Origin of the sequence: Clostridium sp. MF28 (assembly GCF_002969175.1) — a bacterium.
Classification (GTDB): Bacteria; Bacillota; Clostridia; order Clostridiales; family Clostridiaceae; genus Clostridium; species Clostridium beijerinckii.
On sequence record NZ_CP014331.1, the window covers coordinates 688,985 to 706,394 of the forward strand.

21 protein-coding genes are annotated in these 17,410 nt (G+C 29.3%); 3 read left to right on the forward strand and 18 right to left on the reverse strand.

The window, feature by feature from the left end; genetic code table 11:
• Window positions 1–5: 5 nt before the first annotated feature.
• From AXY43_RS02830 to AXY43_RS02855, 6 genes are all read right to left on the reverse strand, one after another.
• Window positions 6–2,114: a methyl-accepting chemotaxis protein gene (locus AXY43_RS02830; RefSeq protein ID WP_039771431.1), complete on the reverse strand. Its 2,109-nt coding sequence runs from the start codon at window positions 2,112–2,114 to the stop codon at window positions 6–8.
• 197 nt (window positions 2,115–2,311) lie between these two features.
• Window positions 2,312–3,040, reverse strand: coding sequence for a YetF domain-containing protein (locus tag AXY43_RS02835; protein WP_039771433.1), 729 nt, complete (start codon window positions 3,038–3,040; stop codon window positions 2,312–2,314).
• 318 nt (window positions 3,041–3,358) lie between these two features.
• A complete protein-coding gene (locus AXY43_RS02840; RefSeq protein WP_039771435.1) occupies window positions 3,359–3,946 on the reverse strand; it encodes a hypothetical protein in 588 nt (195 codons plus the stop codon).
• Between the two features lie 90 nt (window positions 3,947–4,036).
• The gene (locus AXY43_RS02845; protein WP_039771437.1) at window positions 4,037–4,756 is read right to left on the reverse strand and encodes a serine/threonine-protein kinase; all 720 of its coding nucleotides are present in this window, start codon (window positions 4,754–4,756) and stop codon (window positions 4,037–4,039) included.
• 11 nt (window positions 4,757–4,767) lie between these two features.
• Entirely contained in the window at window positions 4,768–4,998 is a 231-nt protein-coding gene (locus AXY43_RS02850; protein ID WP_039771439.1) for a hypothetical protein, read from the reverse strand.
• A gap of 360 nt (window positions 4,999–5,358) precedes the next feature.
• Entirely contained in the window at window positions 5,359–5,946 is a 588-nt protein-coding gene (locus AXY43_RS02855) for a cupin domain-containing protein (RefSeq protein ID WP_039771442.1), read from the reverse strand.
• Between the two features lie 242 nt (window positions 5,947–6,188).
• On the opposite strand from AXY43_RS02855, the gene AXY43_RS02860 reads away from it, so the two are divergent.
• Window positions 6,189–6,494 (forward strand): hypothetical protein, encoded by a 306-nt coding sequence (locus AXY43_RS02860; protein WP_039771444.1) that lies wholly within the window; start codon window positions 6,189–6,191, stop codon window positions 6,492–6,494.
• A 20-nt stretch (window positions 6,495–6,514) separates the two neighbouring features.
• On the opposite strand, the gene AXY43_RS02865 is transcribed toward AXY43_RS02860, so the two are convergent.
• Window positions 6,515–6,673 carry a peptidoglycan-binding domain-containing protein gene (locus AXY43_RS02865; protein ID WP_077868206.1) on the reverse strand — a complete coding sequence of 53 codons (159 nt, stop codon included), beginning with the start codon at window positions 6,671–6,673 and terminating at the stop codon, window positions 6,515–6,517.
• Window positions 6,674–7,006: 333 nt separating this feature from the next.
• Between AXY43_RS02865 and AXY43_RS02870 the strand changes: the two genes are divergently transcribed.
• Window positions 7,007–7,903 (forward strand): cation diffusion facilitator family transporter, encoded by an 897-nt coding sequence (locus tag AXY43_RS02870; protein WP_012059151.1) that lies wholly within the window; start codon window positions 7,007–7,009, stop codon window positions 7,901–7,903.
• Between the two features lie 193 nt (window positions 7,904–8,096).
• On the opposite strand, the gene trxA is transcribed toward AXY43_RS02870, so the two are convergent.
• From trxA to AXY43_RS02885, 3 genes are all read right to left on the reverse strand, one after another.
• Window positions 8,097–8,414 carry a thioredoxin gene (trxA, locus tag AXY43_RS02875; RefSeq protein WP_012059152.1) on the reverse strand — a complete coding sequence of 106 codons (318 nt, stop codon included), beginning with the start codon at window positions 8,412–8,414 and terminating at the stop codon, window positions 8,097–8,099.
• A gap of 139 nt (window positions 8,415–8,553) precedes the next feature.
• Entirely contained in the window at window positions 8,554–9,156 is a 603-nt protein-coding gene (locus AXY43_RS02880) for a TlpA disulfide reductase family protein (RefSeq protein ID WP_039771447.1), read from the reverse strand.
• A 9-nt stretch (window positions 9,157–9,165) separates the two neighbouring features.
• A complete protein-coding gene (locus tag AXY43_RS02885; protein ID WP_105410950.1) occupies window positions 9,166–9,837 on the reverse strand; it encodes a cytochrome c biogenesis CcdA family protein in 672 nt (223 codons plus the stop codon).
• 301 nt (window positions 9,838–10,138) lie between these two features.
• Between AXY43_RS02885 and AXY43_RS02890 the strand changes: the two genes are divergently transcribed.
• A complete protein-coding gene (locus AXY43_RS02890; RefSeq protein WP_105410951.1) occupies window positions 10,139–10,495 on the forward strand; it encodes a NifB/NifX family molybdenum-iron cluster-binding protein in 357 nt (118 codons plus the stop codon).
• Window positions 10,496–10,583: 88 nt separating this feature from the next.
• On the opposite strand, the gene AXY43_RS02895 is transcribed toward AXY43_RS02890, so the two are convergent.
• From AXY43_RS02895 to AXY43_RS02930, 8 genes are all read right to left on the reverse strand, one after another.
• Window positions 10,584–11,030: a DUF134 domain-containing protein gene (locus AXY43_RS02895; RefSeq protein ID WP_012059156.1), complete on the reverse strand. Its 447-nt coding sequence runs from the start codon at window positions 11,028–11,030 to the stop codon at window positions 10,584–10,586.
• A gap of 334 nt (window positions 11,031–11,364) precedes the next feature.
• Complete coding sequence (ubiE, locus tag AXY43_RS02900; protein WP_077868203.1) at window positions 11,365–12,069, reverse strand: bifunctional demethylmenaquinone methyltransferase/2-methoxy-6-polyprenyl-1,4-benzoquinol methylase UbiE; 705 nt, start codon at window positions 12,067–12,069, stop codon at window positions 11,365–11,367.
• A gap of 117 nt (window positions 12,070–12,186) precedes the next feature.
• The gene (locus AXY43_RS02905) at window positions 12,187–12,813 is read right to left on the reverse strand and encodes a CPBP family intramembrane glutamic endopeptidase (protein WP_077868202.1); all 627 of its coding nucleotides are present in this window, start codon (window positions 12,811–12,813) and stop codon (window positions 12,187–12,189) included.
• A gap of 15 nt (window positions 12,814–12,828) precedes the next feature.
• Window positions 12,829–13,728, reverse strand: coding sequence for a 1,4-dihydroxy-2-naphthoate octaprenyltransferase (gene menA / locus AXY43_RS02910; RefSeq protein WP_077868201.1), 900 nt, complete (start codon window positions 13,726–13,728; stop codon window positions 12,829–12,831).
• 126 nt (window positions 13,729–13,854) lie between these two features.
• Window positions 13,855–15,246, reverse strand: coding sequence for a 4Fe-4S binding protein (locus AXY43_RS02915; protein WP_039771456.1), 1,392 nt, complete (start codon window positions 15,244–15,246; stop codon window positions 13,855–13,857).
• A 26-nt stretch (window positions 15,247–15,272) separates the two neighbouring features.
• Window positions 15,273–15,812, reverse strand: coding sequence for a FixH family protein (locus AXY43_RS02920; protein WP_077868200.1), 540 nt, complete (start codon window positions 15,810–15,812; stop codon window positions 15,273–15,275).
• Window positions 15,813–15,889: 77 nt separating this feature from the next.
• Window positions 15,890–16,384: a DoxX family membrane protein gene (locus AXY43_RS02925; protein WP_039771460.1), complete on the reverse strand. Its 495-nt coding sequence runs from the start codon at window positions 16,382–16,384 to the stop codon at window positions 15,890–15,892.
• A 41-nt stretch (window positions 16,385–16,425) separates the two neighbouring features.
• Window positions 16,426–17,253 (reverse strand): polyprenyl synthetase family protein, encoded by an 828-nt coding sequence (locus AXY43_RS02930; RefSeq protein WP_039771463.1) that lies wholly within the window; start codon window positions 17,251–17,253, stop codon window positions 16,426–16,428.
• Between the last annotated feature and the right edge of the window lie 157 nt (window positions 17,254–17,410).

Sequence of the window (17,410 nt, forward strand, 5' to 3'; positions counted from 1 at the left end):
ATTCCCTATATCTTAAATATGGATACTGCTTCTAATAATTTATCTGCACATTCTTTTGTCTTATGTGTTTGTTCTACAACTTCTTCTGTTAAATTAACTACCTCATTTGACTTATTTGCAATTAAAGTTGTTCCTGTAGCGCCTTCATTAGTTGCCTCTGCAACTTCATTTATAGCTGTTATAATATCTTCTGTGGAATTAATAAGCTCGTCTGATATTTCACCTATAGTGCTAACTAATTCATTAAATACAATAGCATCATTTCTATATTGTTCCCCTGTGTCTACAAGTTTGTCATAATCTTTCATCACCTGAGTTCCAATAAAATTAATTACTTCATTTGATGTTCCTTTAAGGTCATTCACAGCCATAACAACCTCTTTATTTATCTGCTGTATTTCCATTGTCGTTTCTTTTGAGTTTTCAGCAAGCTTCCTTATTTCATCTGCAACAACTGCAAATCCTTTACCAGCTTCTCCTGCTCTTGCTGATTCTATTGCTGCATTTAGTGCTAATAGATTTGTTTGCTCGGTTATTTCTAATATCCTAGCTGTTAATTCATTTATTTTATCTACTGCTTTAGATTTCTCCACTGCAACGCTTAAGCTTTCTTGCATTTTCAAAGTTATGCTGCTAGATTGCTCCCTTGATTGCAATGCGTCAGATTTAAGTTTTTTAGCTCTTTCCTCAATTTCCTTTGCAGTTACCTCTCCGCTTCCAACTCTTGATTCCATAGTCTTTATTATGGATTTCATATTTACTGATGAAGCATTTACTTCCTCTGTAGATGCTGCCGTTTCCTCCATACTTGCAGATAACTCCTCAGTTGTAGCGGATACATCTGAAATTTGGTTATTTAAGTCTACTATATTATCTTGTGTAAAGTTTATTGAATCTAAAACCACATTACATTCACCTTTAACACCAGTTATTATATTCCTTAATGATTTTTGCATTTCATTTATAGACTTAAACATTTTTCCTATTTCGTCTTCTCTATCCACATATTTTTTGTCAACCTCTACTGTAAGATCTCCTTTAGCCAGTAACTCCATTTGTTCTTCCGCGTATCTTATTCCTTTTGTCATTCTTTTAATTACAATATGTATTACAGCAATAACAATTAATAATGATAAAACTGCTGAAATTAAAATAACATTAAATATTTTATTATAGCTTTCTAATGTTTTCTCTTTTGGAATCTGGCTGCATAGTATCCAATTAGTCTTTGTATTTTCTAAGTTAACCGGATCTGCTACCATTAAAACTTCCTGTCCTTTTTTTACCGAAGTTCCATAAGTATAAAATTCTTTACCTTGTGAAGTTTCACTTATAACTTTTGCCCAAGTTGCATTATTTTGTTTTGCATCTTTCATCTTTAGGCTTGGATCTTCACCACTTGCTACATAAATACCTTGGTTAGATATTAGTTCAACTGTGCCTCCTAGTGGTGTTTTTTCTAATACAAGTTTTTCTAATGTATCGAGCTTATAATCTATAGATATTACTCCCAAGAACTTTCCACTATCGTCCAATATAGGCATAGCTAAAGATACCATTGAAATATCTTGTCCATTAACAGTATAAACTGTTGGTTCTGTAATATAAGTTCCTTTTAATTCCTTTGGCTTATTGTACCATGTCATATCTGTCTGATCATCATAGGCTGGTAATACTACTATTTGATCTCCATTTCTACTTGCATAAGGTATGAACTTTCCATCATCTGCAAACTCTTTTCTGCCTTTATAATAATCGTCTCTTCCATCAAATGCATTCGCCTCAAATGCAACTGTAACTCCAAAAATTTCAGGATCAGTCTTTAATATTTCTTTTTGAATTTCAATAACAAGATCTCTATTCTGAGAATTAAGCTTAATTTCATTGGTTAGTGCCCCCCTTAAATCCTTACCTATTGTCTCTAGCTTTTCAAAGTTAGATGTGATTTGTGCTGCATAAGATAAAGATATTTCTTTTGCTAAAGTTTCACTATCCATTATGCTTTTAGACTTTATTTGTACTAATATACTTGCAAACACTCCTATATAACACACAAGAATTATTGATCCTATTATTATGCTTATTTTTGTCCCTAAATTAAACTTTTTAATCATGCAACGTGTCCCCCCTTATGTTCTAATCTATTGCAACAATATAAGTAATTATAGCACTAATTTGTCATATATTGTAGTTTCTTAACGCAATTCTAACAGTTTTATACTGATTAGTATAATTATTGAGTATTTTTATTTTACAACCAAATCTTAGGTTAACATTTCTATTTTTTATTCTTTTAAAATACTAAATAGAGTTAATTATATATTGGAGGAATACTTCTCTTATCTTTCATATAATTTTCAAGAGAAACGTGCAGTTCTTTTTTTGTGTTCACAGATGCAAAGAAAACTTCATCCAAATTTTTTACATCAAGCTTTCTCAATTCTTCATGTAACCAATCATTAGAAAGTTCAAGTTTAGCAAGCACATCTTCATACACCTTTCCATCAATTATTACCGGATACGACAATGACGAGTTCTTTTTTTCTAACTTCATGTCTTCTATTGTAATGTTTTCCTTACTAGGCTGCTTTAGTATAGATAATTTACCGTTTGCTTCAATAATCCCCAAATATACGTCCTTTATATCAAACATCCCCTGTTCCCTTATCATTTGTAGTACGTTATCTATTGAATAACGCAATCTTTTAAGATTACTTTTTATCAGTTTACCGTCTACAACAACTATTGTAGGCTCAAAAGTAATAACATGACCCAACTTTCTATATTTAATTATAAGTTTTGAAACTATTATCTGTAATATTCCTATTAGCACAATTGCTACTGCAGTATGAATATGTGGTATTGCTGGATCTGCTATATCAGCTCCAACTACTGCCCCAAAAGTTATTATTATAAGAAAATCAAAAACCGGAAGTTCTCCAATGGATCGTTTTCCCATATAAAATGTTACTCCTAGCATCAGTGGCATGATTGTTACTATTCTTCCCCCTACTATTAGAAGTTCCTTAATTAATTCCATATAAACACATCTCCCTTAATGGTATATCTGTAATAATAGTGTTAACAAGTAACATAATAAACATTCATTATATTTTCTAATTGCTACCGTTTGAAGTATTCATCTATTAGCGCCAAATTTTTACAGCTTCTGATGAAACATTACTTGACCAACTGCTTGAAAAAATAGAATTAAAACTGTTCCACTAATTTATAATATATTTCAATAATTATTAGCATTTGTCAATTTTATATCATTCTTTTTGGCCTTATTGTCAAATGCTAATAACCTAAATTTATTATTGGCTCGTTGTCTTTTTTCATTTCCTTTGCTCTTAACTCAATTTTCTGAATCTATCATATTAACTTCATTAAATATATCTTGTATAAATTTCTCAAAGTTTTCCCTTTGAGTATGCTTATTATCTTTATATATCTCTTTTGAAGTTAGTATATTATTTAATTTTTCAGCGTTTAGTATTCTCATAGCTTGGAATTTGTTTTCTTCATATAAATCTCTTAAAGTTTCTCCTATTTTTAGAAGACTTTCATAATGAATCCCACTTGAAAATCCTCTGATTTCTGATTCATCTGTATATTCGCTGGCAAAAAATAAAGATTTAGCAAGCCACCCCTCATCAGCAATTCCCATTCTTGTGGTATTTGTTAAAACAAAGTTCAAGTATTCTGAGAACTCAGTAAATTCACCTGTAATAGTCTTTATTCCAACAATCGGATACCATAGTCCTTTGATTTTTCCACTATTTGTTCCTGATGATCTAAAAAAAGCTAGAGTTACTTTTTCTATTCCGTAAATATATTCAATACTTACATCAATTAAGCCAATCATTCTAAAAGGTTTATTAGAATACACATTAGCTCTGAAACTTTCATTATATATTTTTAATATTTCTATTGAATTTGACATAATACATGCCTCCTTCACTTAATCTTTTGATTGTTTTGAAATAAACCATGTGATGTTAAATATATAATATTAAATCACATGGTTTATTTTTTAAAATTTATTCATACTTTTTATTTTTTCAAGTTGTTTTCTTATTTCTTCAATATCTTTATAACTTTCCTCAATACCCATGAGTTTTTTTAGAAATATCTTTTCCTCTGAATTCAAATCAAGTTCTTCAAACCAAGGTCTTTCTTCTAATTCAGTTTCTTCATATGATGAATAATATAAATGAATTAGAAAGTCACCTATAAACCAGTAGTCCATCTCTCTAACATATTTTTTATTATCTATAATTCTAGCTAACCCAAAATCAATTAGCGATAATTCTTTATTTTCTTTCAATATTACGTTTGGAAGTCTAATATCCCGGTGTACAACATTATTATTATGCAGTACCTGTATTAGTTCTAGGATCTGTCCTCCGATTTCATAAATCTCACTTCTACTAAATTCATATTCATCTCTAACTAACAAGTCTTCAAAGACTATACCCTCTATATATTCTAAAATATATCCTTCTCTATATTCATCTTTAAAATTTGATATAAACTTTGGGAATTTAGGATTGTCTAAACCTTGTAATATTTTCTCTTCATAGAACAATTTTTCTCTAGTTTTTTCAAGCATATCTTCTTTTAATTGTTTTATTACAAACTTTTCACCTTTGTCATTTATAGCCAAATATGCAATCCCATATCTTCCCTCGCCTATTACCTTAATAATTGAATATCCATTTACTATTTCATTGATGTTGTAATACCTATCCATATTACTAATCTCTATAAAAATCTATCTATAATTCTATTATCTGCTATAGGATTCACTATATGGTCTGCTGTAAGAATAGCTTGCGTTGCTTTGTGATCTGCTGTCATTACTTCTTGATCTACTTTCATTGCTCTTTGACCTGCTTTCGTTACTTCTAGAATGACTTGAATTACTTCTTGATTTACTGTCACTGCTTTTAGATCTGCTTGCTTTATAATATCCATGTCCTTTATATGACTCATTTTGATAAGCTCCCATATAAAACACCTCTTTCGTATTTTTTAGCTATAATAAGCTATTTTTCACTTATATAATATGAATGAAATCTATGTTATGTTACTTAATTTAGATAAAAATACAATGGATATATCTTGCAGTTTTTTAACACAATTCTAACATCTTTATACTAATCAGTATAATCATACTGTGCGAGTTTAGATTTTTTTACTAATCCGCCATTTTCACAATTTATACCCATAAGTGATACAATGCCACAGATTGTCTAGATATATAATTTCACAGAAACTAAAAAAGTCTAACCCTATGACCGTAAATTGCTGGGTTAGACTTATATTATCTTAATTCTAATTTTCTTCAAAAATTTATTCAGAAGGTTTATTTACATTCACTGTGCCTCGTGGATGATGAGGCGGTGCATAAATAACGTATACTTTAAGAGGTTTGTTACCTGTATTAATAACATTATGCCAAGTTCCAGCAGGAACCATGATTGCAAAGTCATCACGGGCATTTGCTTGAAACTCTAGATTATCTTTGCTTTTTCCCATTTTAACAATTCCTTGACCATCTTCAATACGTATGAATTGATCAGTATCTGGGTGGATTTCTAGACCTATATCATCGCCGACATTGATACTCATTAATGTAACTTGGAAATGCTCTCCTGTCCATAAAGCAGTACGAAAGTTGGTATTTTGCTTTGTAGCTTTATCAATGTTAATTACCAAAGGTTGTGGTCCATAGTCTTTAAGATCCATTTTGCTATTTCCAGTTGCTGATTGTGGAATATCAGCCCTATAATCGTACTCCATTTCATCAAATAGCATAGAATATGGAACAGACCTGAAATTAGAATTCTGATATGTCCAATTATTATTGTATCCGTTCTCTAAGTTATAATCTGATGTTTCAGTTGAATAATCTACTGAATACATTCCATCATTATTCATACTTTTCTTCCTTGTTTATTATTTCAAAAATATAATATGTTATAATTTCATGGATGTTCTATTTTTTAGTAAATATTCATATTAAAAGATATTTTTTAATTTTTAATATCTACTTTAAAACATAAAGATTTAGAGACGCCTTATGAAGATTATAATTATTTATTTAATACATCCTATACTCATATTATTTAAATAAATATCATAGTTATTAATTATAATCTACATATAAGTGGGTGTAAGTCATGACAGGTTTTGAAAACTTAACTCCTGAAGATTCTTTAATTTTAACAAATGCAATTGCTATTTCACTTGCAAAAGGTAAAAACGCTGATGAAATAAATGTTATTGGAAATTTCCTTGTGGGTATAGGTTGTTTACTACTGACAATAGCCTCACAACAACAGTATTTAACTGTATTACAGGAATCTAGGAATTCTAATTCTACACAAAATAACAACAATAACAGCAACAACACCAATAATAATAATAATAATAATAATAATAATGCTGCTAAATCAACTGCAGCTGATGATGTAATAATTGGTTAGCTTTAGTAGATTAAATATACTTAATCTACTAGGGTCATCCCAAGATTTTCATAGAATTCCTTATTAATATCATGACATTCTTTAATACTATTATCTTTCCTAAATTTTATTACATATTGCTTCATTCCTTCTCCATATATGCCATCTAAATTTCCAGGATAATAAGCTTTTTCCTTCATTTTTCTTTGTATCTCAAAAACATCTGAGCCACTATCTCCAGGCTTTAAATTTACTAATCATTTTTTCAAAAGGGCCATATTGACCTGCGCAGTAATATATTTTTTATATATTTTAAATCTAGCATAATTCTTATACCCTATTCCATAGCTAATGATTAATTTAATCATTATAATCTCAATTCCAACACTAACTCTTATCACAATAGCTATCATTATCAATTGATAACACACTTCAACATTAATCTATTGACTTTTCAAGCATATAAATATATTATAGTGTTAATTTGTTTTATCAAATGATAAAACTCATGTTAAATTATGGAGGCGTTTTATATGAATGCAAAAGTTAAAGTTGCAAGATTATCTCTATTATCAAATAGCATCCTAATAACTCTAAAATTAATTGTTGGACTTGCTACTGGTTCAGTAAGCATAATATCTGAAGCTATACATTCGACTATGGATTTGTTAGCCGCTATAATAGCGTTTTTTTCAGTTAAAATATCTGATAAACCAGCTGATGATATACATCCCTATGGACATGGAAAAATAGAAAATGTTTCTGGCGTAATTGAAGCAATTCTTATACTATCAGCTTCTATTTGGATAATAATTGAAGCAGTAAAAAAATTAACAATTCCTGGATCTGTGGAATCAATTGGCCTTGGATTTATAGTTATGTTTATTTCCTCTGCTATAAATTTTATGGTTTCCAGAAAAATATATAAGGTTGCTAAACAAGAAGACTCTATAGCTCTTGAAGCGGATGCTCTTCATCTAAAAGCTGATGTTTATACATCATTAGGTGTAGGAATTGGTTTGTTTCTTATATGGATAACTAAGTTGAATTTTTTAGACCCAGTTGTGGCTATTTTAGTTGCCATATTTATATTAAAAGAAGCCATTGAACTATTGATCTCTGCATTCAATCCACTTTTAGATACTAAGCTATCTAATGATGAAATCAAAATTATTCAAAATAGCATAAATAAGTTTTCGAGTATCTATTGTAATTACCATAACTTTAAAACAAGAAAATCTGGACGAATTAGGTATATCGAATTACATTTAGTATTTCCTGAAAATATGCGAATTAAAGATGCTCACGACGTATGTGATAGAATTGAAAATGATATAAAAAAATCTCTAAATTACTCCGAAATTATGATTCACTTAGAATCTTCAGAGTATAATCCTAATTGCGCTAAATGTAAGAATAAGTGTGATTAAAGCTAAGCTATACAGAATATATAATCATAATAATCTAGATACAGTTATACTAAATAAAGCGATGGATTAAACATATTCCACCGCTTTATTTGCAAATCTGCCTTCATACACTTTTAAAAGTTATTCAAACAAAGCGAAACTTTTAAAAGTAGATTTTTGCAATCCGCCTGAATTTAAACCTATATTCTATTATTTATAAATGTGCATTAATTTTATTTAGTATATTTTGTTTTGGCATAAAGCCTGCTAAATTCTCCACTGGTTTCCCATCTTTAAATACAATCATAGTCGGTACTGCATATATTCCGTACTTTTCTGCTATTCTTTCACTTGCATCTATATCAACTTTAAAGAATTTAGCTTTCCCCCTAGCTTCCATACTAGCTTCTTCAAATACTGGAGCTAACATTTTACATGGTCCACACCAAGTTGCGAAAAAATCAACAACTGCTATTCCTTTTGAGTTCTCAACATTTTCAATAAATTCATTACTGCTTATTATTCTAGCCATAATTAACTCCTCCAATTTATAATTTAAATTTTTCTTTTCCTACACTTAAAGTATAGTCTTATTTTCAAATTAATTCTGTGACTTAATCACCATATATTTTACTTCTTTGATTAATCAATACTTTAATTTAATGTTTATCTCATTTACTCAATAATAGCTGCACTTGACTTTTTAATTCATCTTCAGTTATTTCTCCTGAATGATCTTCAATTATATTTCCATCTTTATCAATAAATAAAGTTCTAGGTATATATATAATATTATAATTTATTGAAGCAGTTCCATCATTATCAAATAAAATTTTCATCTCATAATCATTATCTAATATATATTTTTTAGCTTTATCCATTGTTTCTCTTTGACCATCTGTTAAATCCACCATTAAAACTGTTAATTCTTCTGCTTTATATTTACTTGAAAGTTTATTAAATAGAGGCATTTCTTCTTTACAAGGAGGACACCAGCTAGCCCAAAAATTTACTATAACAGGTCTTCCTTTATAATCTGATAACTTCACTTTATTAAGCTTTTCATCATATACAACAAAGTCCTTTTCCGCTTTTTTATCTTGTACAGTAGGAGTGTCAGTCTCTTCTTCTTTATCCTGAGAAGTATCTTTACTTATGTTTATATCTTTCTTATCATATTTGGGACCTAATGAGTTATATGCCAAATATGATATAGCTAAAAATCCTGCAAAACCTATTGCTGTTACTGTTAATATTAATTTTTTATTTTTCATAAAAACCTCCTAGATTGTAAGGAATGAAATTAATTTGTTTAGATATCCAGTCATAATTGCAATTCCTACAATTATAAGGATTAACCCAGATAACATATTTATAATTTTGTAATTTCGTTTTATTAAGTTAAAAGTATCTTTTAAGCTATCTATTAAAATAGCGCATATTATAAAAGGTATTCCAAGTCCTATACTGTATATTAAAAGCATTAGTGTCCCTTTTAATATATCGTGAGAGTTAACTGCACTCATTAAAGCTGCACTTAAGAATGTGCCTACGCAAGGTGTCCATCCTATTGCAAAAATCATTCCAAATAAAATTGATGATAAAAACTTAAAAGTTTTTATTTGCACATTTATCTTTGAACTTCTTTCTAAAAATGATATTTTAAATAACCCAATATAATTGATTCCAAAAACAATTAACAATAATCCGCTTATTATATTAATGATATTACTTTCAGTTTTTATGAAACTTCCAAAAGACCCTGCAAGACTTCCAAGCAGCGTAAATATCACTGTAAATCCCAATACAAACCCTAAAGAATTTACTAATGCATTATACTTATTATTTGTTATATTGTCTCCTGCAAAATACGATATGTAAAGAGGTATCATAGGCAAAATGCATGGTGATATAAATGTTATAATTCCTTCTAAAAATAATAGAAAATATTCCATAGCTTGTCCTTTCCTTATAAGCATGAGATTTTATAATATATTACCTTTATTATACATTATAAATTATTTATTAAAATTTTTATGTAATTTAGTCACATTTTAATAAAGACCTAATATATAGATAAATAGATTTTACTAACTTAGACTTATGTTGTAATTAACTGAAATTACATATTTTTTTATTAATTTTATATTATTGACATATGCCATTAATAAGTTTATTATAATATATAAATAGCATATGCCAACAATTTTATTTGCTACATATGCTACATTTATATACTTATTGGAGGTTTATATTATGAAAATTGCATTACCCTCACATAATAACAATATCGATGATCATTTCGGACACTGTGAATATTACACGATCTTCACAGTTGATACACAAGCCAAAAAAATAATAGATTCTGAAACCCTTGAATCTCCAGCTGGATGTGGCTGCAAATCTAATATAGCATCTACGCTTTCTGATATGGGTGTTAAAGTTTTACTTGCTGGCAATATGGGTGAAGGAGCGGTAAGAGTTTTAAGCAACGCAGGAATAGAAGTATTACGTGGATGTTCTGGAGATGTAAAATCAGTTGCTGAAAAATGGCTTGAAGGTTCTCTTATAGATTCTGGAGATTCGTGTCACAATCACGAATGTCATAACTAATATATCTAATAATAATAGACTCAATATTATATTGGTCTATTATTATTTATTTTCATAAGCTTAAGCTTCTACAACTTTAAATAACTTACTACTCTATATTATTTCCTTTACACCAATTTTTACAAAATCCTGCTTTTTTATTGCACATAACTTTATCAGATCCACAACTTGGGCATACCGCTCTATCTTGATCATAATTTATTTCATAAATTGTTTCACATTCTGCACATTTAAATTTACAAAGCTTTGTAGTATAATGACCACCACTTATCCTTATTGCCTTACCTTCTGTTAGAGCTGTAACTACTTTTTTTCTTGCGCTATCTATTATATTCTGAAATGTCTGCCTCGATACCTGCATTTTTTCAGCACATTCTTCTTGATTTAACTCCTCAATATCCTTTAATCTCATGGCTTCAAGTTCTTCCACTTTTAAAGCTATTTCTTCGATTTGACATTTTGGCTTTCCACATGGTACAAAATAATCATCTTCTGGGAAAAATTCCACTCTTCTAAATTTAGTTGGTCTTGCCACTTTTTTATCCTCCTTGGATTACTATATATTTAAAGCACGTAATACCTAAATCTATTATAAATATTGATATATATGATAAGGTTAAGTTCCTATATTTTTTTTCTTAATCAAGTACCTTACTTTACTTACTAAAAGTTTAAATATAAGTTTATTAATGAAACCATATATTTAATTATACTAGATTAAATAAAATGCTTCAAATTTGTGTTAATACTTGTATTTAATTCATCAAAATAAATAAAGGCGGCTAATAGCTAGCTGCCTTTATATTGTTTAATATTACTATAGTTTAACATTCTATTTTATAATAAATATATTAGATATAACTTTAACTTTATTTATTGCCATAATGTATGGATGCAATTCCAAAAGTTAAAGATTCATATTCTGAATTTTTAAAACCTATCTTCTCTAGCGCTTCTTTAAGCTGCTTTTTATTCATAAAATTATTTACTGAATCTCTAAGATAATAATATGCCTTTTTATCACCTGTACCTATTGATCCTACTGCTGGTAACACATGATTAAAATATAAGTCGTACATATTTTTTAAAATATGTATATTGGGTTTAGAAAGTTCTAGGCATACCACTTTTCCTCCTGGTTTTAAGACTCTGTATATTTCTGATAATGCTTTGTTTTTATCTGGAATATTTCTTAATCCAAAAGCAATTGTGATGCAGTCAAAAGTATTTTCTTCAAAGGGTAATTCTAAAATACTGCCTTTGATTAATTCATACTTATAATCCTTTAATGATTGATTTAGTCTTTTCGCTCCAACGTTAAGCATTTCTTGGCTAAAATCTATACCGATAACTGCTGTATTTTTTCCAACTGCCTTACATTCATAATTAATCATTTGTCCTGTACCGCAGCACAAATCTAATACTTGATGCCCCTCCTTAATATTACAGATTTTTATTGCTTTTCTTCTCCATAATCTATCAATATTTAATGTTAATATTGAATTTAACATATCATATCTCTTTGCAATAACAGAAAAAATCTTTTCCACATCTGTTACATTGATTTCTGCCATTATAACCACCACACATTCTTTTATTTTACGCTTATAAAACCTAATAAGTATTTAAATTAATTATGTTTCTTATAATTAAGCTTTTTAATTACTATTTTATAATTTCCATATATCTTATTACATTAGTGGAAACAAAACAAATACAGTAAAATCCCAAATTGCATGAGATATTATTATTGGAACGAGGCTTTTTTCTTTCTTATAAATCCATCCCCAATATATTCCACATACTAAAGCAGCTACCACAAGCATAAAGTTAAATGTAATTATATGAACACCAGCGTACAATAGAGTTGCAAATATATATCCTTTATCTTTACCAAATTTTTTTGCAAGATTGTTTTGTATAAATCCACGCCAATATATTTCTTCTCCCGGCCCTATTATAAATAATAATAGAGCTCCAATAAGTAATGAATTTCCTTGTGCTCTATTGCTATAAACTGATGCAATTTGAGCATCTTTAAACGGAAATAAATATCCCGAAATTATATTTCCAGCATAGAAAACAAAGTACAATATTATTGCTGAAATAATTCCGATTAATATGTGTCTTAACTTTATATTTCTAAATGAAATTAAGTTCTTTTCAGAAAACAAAGCTACCATTACTAACGATAATATGGATACTCCCATTTCAATCCAAAAATTAAATGGTTTTAATACAAATATTACAAACCACAATATTGTAGCCATAATTAATGAAGAAATAATGATCTTATTCTTACTTTTCTCTCTCTCCAAAACTTTGCCACCTTTCTATAAAATATAAGCTAAAAGTATAGATAAAATTAAAAGAATTCCAAATTGACCTTGAAGCTTTCCACTCTCTTTATCAAGTTCTGCGATATTACTACTTGAATCTCCAGCTGTTCTTAATTTGTTAATGTTTTTAACAGCAGCTGATACTGTTAATAAACAAATCAAACTTAAATAAGGAATATATTTAAAAATAATCATTATGATGAGTGAAATATACGAAAGTATAATCAAGCTTGAATATACTATTTGTGCATTCTTATAGCCTACACTTATTGACAGTGTTTTAATACCAGCTTTCTTGTCATGTTTTATATCCCTGATATCATTAGCATGCAATATTGCAGTAGTAAGAAGTGCTGTTGGAATTGATATTACTAATGACTGAATAGTAAACTTCTGCATTTGCAGATAATACCCTCCAAGGGTCATTAATGGTCCGAAAATTATAAACACCAATGGTGCACCTAATCCTCTATATTTAAGCATTAACGGTTTTCCTGTGTAAAAATATCCACATAAAGCTCCAACAATCCCTAAAATGAGAATCATAATGCCTACATTGTAAGCTAAAAACAAACCAATTAAACATCCTAAAATAAGTAATAGAATACCGCTTCTATAAACTTCTTTTAAAGTCAGCAAGCCTTCAACAACAACTCCGCTAGAACTATGAGATTCCTTTGTATCAACTTTATTTATAAAATCATCATGATCATTCAGTAAATTAACTGAAGCCTGCAGAAAAACAATTGCTATGATCGAAAGTATAAAATATTCAAGATTAAAATTAGGCTCTTTTAATGCTAATATTTCCCCAAGCACAACTGGAATTGCTGAAGCTGTTAAAGAAAAAGGTCTTGAAGCTCTGATAAATAACTTAATTTTTTCAATTGTCATTTTCTTTTAATCACCTCTATCAACTAATCTTTCTTCATTTGTATTAATTTATTCTTCTTATAAGATGCAAGAAAAATAATATTATAGCTTATCTAAAATAATTTTTAGATAAGCTATAAAGGATCATTACATACGCATTGCCATAGGTAGTGAGAATAACATTATATTAACTACTGCTAGTAATATTAAAAGAATAGAATATACTATTGTTGTGCTAACTTTTTTAGATTCATAATTATTCTTCGATATTTTATATACAGTATATATTGAACCAAGAGTTCCAATTGCTATTAATATAAACTGAAACGCTTGTATCGTTGGGTCATCTAAAATAGCTGAAGATGTATGTTGAATTTCAACTCCAAATAATTCTATAAATGTATAGAATACAGATTTTCCTTCTGCTAGTAAATGGAATAAATTATGAGCTATATGTGCAGCCATATCTAATGGTATGAGCGCATATCCATACTTCGTGAAATTTTCTTTTAACGAAGCTTTATTAAATGTTTTTGCAACTAATCCTGTTATAGATAACAATGCTACTGGTATAGCCATAGCTATAATAAATGTTATAGTAAAAGTAATAGCATAATTTTGTGTTCCTGTTACATTTTCAAGCCATGCAAGCATTCCATCCCATATTTCTAACATTGTAATGTTTTGTACAAATACTATACCCATAATTACAACAGCTAAAAATGATGCATCTAATCGTGGCTTTCTAATAAACCATAATTCTTTAGTAGGTGGACGCAATGATATTTGAATTGAATTGTTAGGACAATTCTTTACACAATTACCACAGAAATTACATTCTGCATTATCTTCCATAGTTTTTGGGAATTCAAACATAGGACATCCTTCTGCCCTTTCACTCCCTTTATAACAATGTGCTGCTGTACATTTAGCACATATATCTTTTGTTCCACGTAATTGCAGCATCCCTGCTCTTGAATAATTTCCAGATAATCCGCCTAAGAAACATAGATATCTACACCAGGTTCTACGTTCCCAAAAAGCACCTGAGAATATTACACCAATTGTAATAAGTAGGAGTAATGTTCCTGAACCTCTAGGTGATTCAACGACTCCAAAAACGTGATCACTCCATGTAATTGCTAAGAACATTGCATCTATAAGCCATACTCCGTATTTTCTTAGAAATTTAGGTACTGGCTTTTTGCTTCCTACAAATTTTTGTACTACATCACTTAAGGCTCCAAATGGACATATAGCACACCAAAACCTACCTGTTAAAAATAATAGTATTGGAAGTATAGGCCACCACAATACCCAAGTTCCCGCTGTACCAAAGTTATCGTGAGCTTCGTCAGGTCCAGTTAGTAATTCAAACACGATGAATGCAAATACTATTCCTACAAATAGCTGAAATATTCCTGGATACCACTTACTTTTAATGAAGCTCTTAAGTATTTTATTATTTAATAAATTATTTCCTCTTTGCTCTTGTGATGCCTTTGTTTCATCACTAAGTTTCTTGTCCAACTTCGACATTAAACTATCACCTCTATTCTTTATCTTTATTTGCTACTTTTTTTCTTTACTGCAGCTACTATAATTATTACTACCACTATTCCTACAAATCCACCTATAACTACCCAGTTTGGTCCACCGCTAACCACATCCGCATCAAACTCTACATCCTTCTGTTCTCCATTTACCATAATGTTAGCTGTAATAACCCATTTACCTTTATCAGTGAAATTAATTTTCCCCATGTATTGACCATCTTTACTATTTTCTAATGATACTTCAATTGGCTTTTTACCATTCATATCCATGCCCATATCAGAGTTCTTGTCCATTTCTGCACTAATCTTAACATCAGCATTTTCAATTTTTTTATCATTATTATCATGCAATGTGATCATTACATCATTATCACCGGTTTTAACTTTGTTATCTTTATTAAACGTTAATTCTGCATTTATACCATTTACACTTTTTTCTGTTCCTTTCCCCATATCCATGTTACCCATTCCATCAGCAAAAGCTGCTGTTGAAAGGCCTAACGTAAGAATTAAACTTAATATTGCACCTCTAATTGTTTTCTTTTTCATTGTTTTTTGACTCCCTTCATTATCACGTCTAAAGACTTAATTTCTTTTTTGTTATATTTTTATTTTCTATGCTATATTTATTGTTTACCATATTTCTTTTTCCAAAAGGATACAATTAACTGATCAATCCCAATTTTATAAGCGTTTGCTCCAGCTGCCATTAAAATTATAGCTGCAGTATATAAAATTGGATTAGTGCTAGTAGTTCCTGCTAATAAGTAATTTAGATTCATAAATGCTCCACCAATCAAACCTGCTATAGTAAAAGCTCCAAGGATTAAACTAATACCAACAAGAAGTTCTCCGGCTGGAACTACATACGTGAATACTCCTACATTTGGCAAAGCAACACTTTCAACAAATCTTGCATACCACAACTGTACTGATGGATGATCTCCGGTTGCTTTAGCTAAAGCTCCTTTTAAAAATCCTGTTATCGCTACACCTGATTGACTTCCTACCCAAGTTGGATCCTTAAGTTTCTCTATTGCTGGAACTATCCATTGATAGCCTAGCCATATACGCAAAATTGTCCACACAGGAACTAAATATTTATTTCTAAAAAATCTCATTTAATGTCATCTCCCTTGTGATATTTATTATGAATTTAAGATTAAGCATTTTTTGTTTTCTTATTTGAAGATTCAAGTATATGATTTAAAAGACTATTCATGCTATCCTTATAAACCGAAGTCTCTAAATTTTTAATTGCTTGTTCAGCTTTTAAAGCAAACTCTTTAGCATCTTCAACCGTTATATTATTTTTAGTAGCGTTAGAATCACCATCTGTGCAATCATCAATGATTTGATATAACATTCCTAAATTTAAGCCGTAATTTTCCAAGGCTTCAATTTCTTCTTCTTTTGCATTAACTGTTTTTGCTCCAAGCTTACAGCAGGCAGCCATAAAGGATGCAGTTTTGCCTTCTATTATGTTAAAGTAATCCTGCTTTGTAATTTCATGATTTTGAGCTTGTTCAATTTCTGCAACGCACATTTTTTCAATAACTTGTGTAATTATTTGTTCTGCATCATTTGTTGGTAGTTTTAATAATATTGAAAATGCTTTAGCATAAAAGGCATCCCCTGCGAGAACCGCTATCTTTCTACCATATATATTATTTAACGTCTTTTGACCACGGCGAAATAAATCATTGTCAATTATATCGTCATGTACCAAACTAGCACTATGTATTAGCTCAATTGCTACACATAAATTAATTAATTGCATTCTCTCATCTATAGTCATTTCAGGATTTATAGCTTTAGCTGAAAGTATTATCAAACTAGGACGAAGATATTTTCCTGGAACCTTAAAGAAATATTCAAATATCTCTTGAGTTGAACCCGAACTAAAATCTTTTCCAATATTTTTTAAAATCATCTCAACTTCATAAAGCTCTTTACTCACAGCATTTTTAGCTTTTATAAAATTTGACATGACCTCACCACCTCTCAATAATCTAATCTTTTAGTATAATTATTTATTTTAATTTTTATATAATTGAATTACTGTTCTTTAGAGAGTATACAAAGAACATGTGTAGAAATTATGAAGATAATTTTATAAATAATCAAAATAATAATTACTTTCAGAT

Excerpts from the sequence above, each read along its gene's own strand:
- AXY43_RS02830 (WP_039771431.1), bottom strand. The coding sequence starts at position 2,114 with ATGATTAAAAAGTTTAATTTAGGGACAAAAATAAGCATAATAATAGGA.
- AXY43_RS02835 (WP_039771433.1), bottom strand. The coding sequence starts at position 3,040 with ATGGAATTAATTAAGGAACTTCTAATAGTAGGGGGAAGAATAGTAACA.
- AXY43_RS02840 (WP_039771435.1), bottom strand. The coding sequence starts at position 3,946 with ATGTCAAATTCAATAGAAATATTAAAAATATATAATGAAAGTTTCAGA.
- AXY43_RS02845 (WP_039771437.1), bottom strand. The coding sequence starts at position 4,756 with ATGGATAGGTATTACAACATCAATGAAATAGTAAATGGATATTCAATT.
- AXY43_RS02850 (WP_039771439.1), bottom strand. The coding sequence starts at position 4,998 with ATGAGTCATATAAAGGACATGGATATTATAAAGCAAGCAGATCTAAAA.
- AXY43_RS02855 (WP_039771442.1), bottom strand. The coding sequence starts at position 5,946 with ATGAATAATGATGGAATGTATTCAGTAGATTATTCAACTGAAACATCA.
- AXY43_RS02860 (WP_039771444.1), top strand. The coding sequence starts at position 6,189 with ATGACAGGTTTTGAAAACTTAACTCCTGAAGATTCTTTAATTTTAACA.
- AXY43_RS02865 (WP_077868206.1), bottom strand. The coding sequence starts at position 6,673 with ATGAAGGAAAAAGCTTATTATCCTGGAAATTTAGATGGCATATATGGA.
- AXY43_RS02870 (WP_012059151.1), top strand. The coding sequence starts at position 7,007 with ATGAATGCAAAAGTTAAAGTTGCAAGATTATCTCTATTATCAAATAGC.
- trxA (WP_012059152.1), bottom strand. The coding sequence starts at position 8,414 with ATGGCTAGAATAATAAGCAGTAATGAATTTATTGAAAATGTTGAGAAC.
- AXY43_RS02880 (WP_039771447.1), bottom strand. The coding sequence starts at position 9,156 with ATGAAAAATAAAAAATTAATATTAACAGTAACAGCAATAGGTTTTGCA.
- AXY43_RS02885 (WP_105410950.1), bottom strand. The coding sequence starts at position 9,837 with ATGGAATATTTTCTATTATTTTTAGAAGGAATTATAACATTTATATCA.
- AXY43_RS02890 (WP_105410951.1), top strand. The coding sequence starts at position 10,139 with ATGAAAATTGCATTACCCTCACATAATAACAATATCGATGATCATTTC.
- ubiE (WP_077868203.1), bottom strand. The coding sequence starts at position 12,069 with ATGGCAGAAATCAATGTAACAGATGTGGAAAAGATTTTTTCTGTTATT.
- menA (WP_077868201.1), bottom strand. The coding sequence starts at position 13,728 with ATGACAATTGAAAAAATTAAGTTATTTATCAGAGCTTCAAGACCTTTT.
- AXY43_RS02915 (WP_039771456.1), bottom strand. The coding sequence starts at position 15,246 with ATGTCGAAGTTGGACAAGAAACTTAGTGATGAAACAAAGGCATCACAA.
- AXY43_RS02920 (WP_077868200.1), bottom strand. The coding sequence starts at position 15,812 with ATGAAAAAGAAAACAATTAGAGGTGCAATATTAAGTTTAATTCTTACG.
- AXY43_RS02925 (WP_039771460.1), bottom strand. The coding sequence starts at position 16,384 with ATGAGATTTTTTAGAAATAAATATTTAGTTCCTGTGTGGACAATTTTG.
- AXY43_RS02930 (WP_039771463.1), bottom strand. The coding sequence starts at position 17,253 with ATGTCAAATTTTATAAAAGCTAAAAATGCTGTGAGTAAAGAGCTTTAT.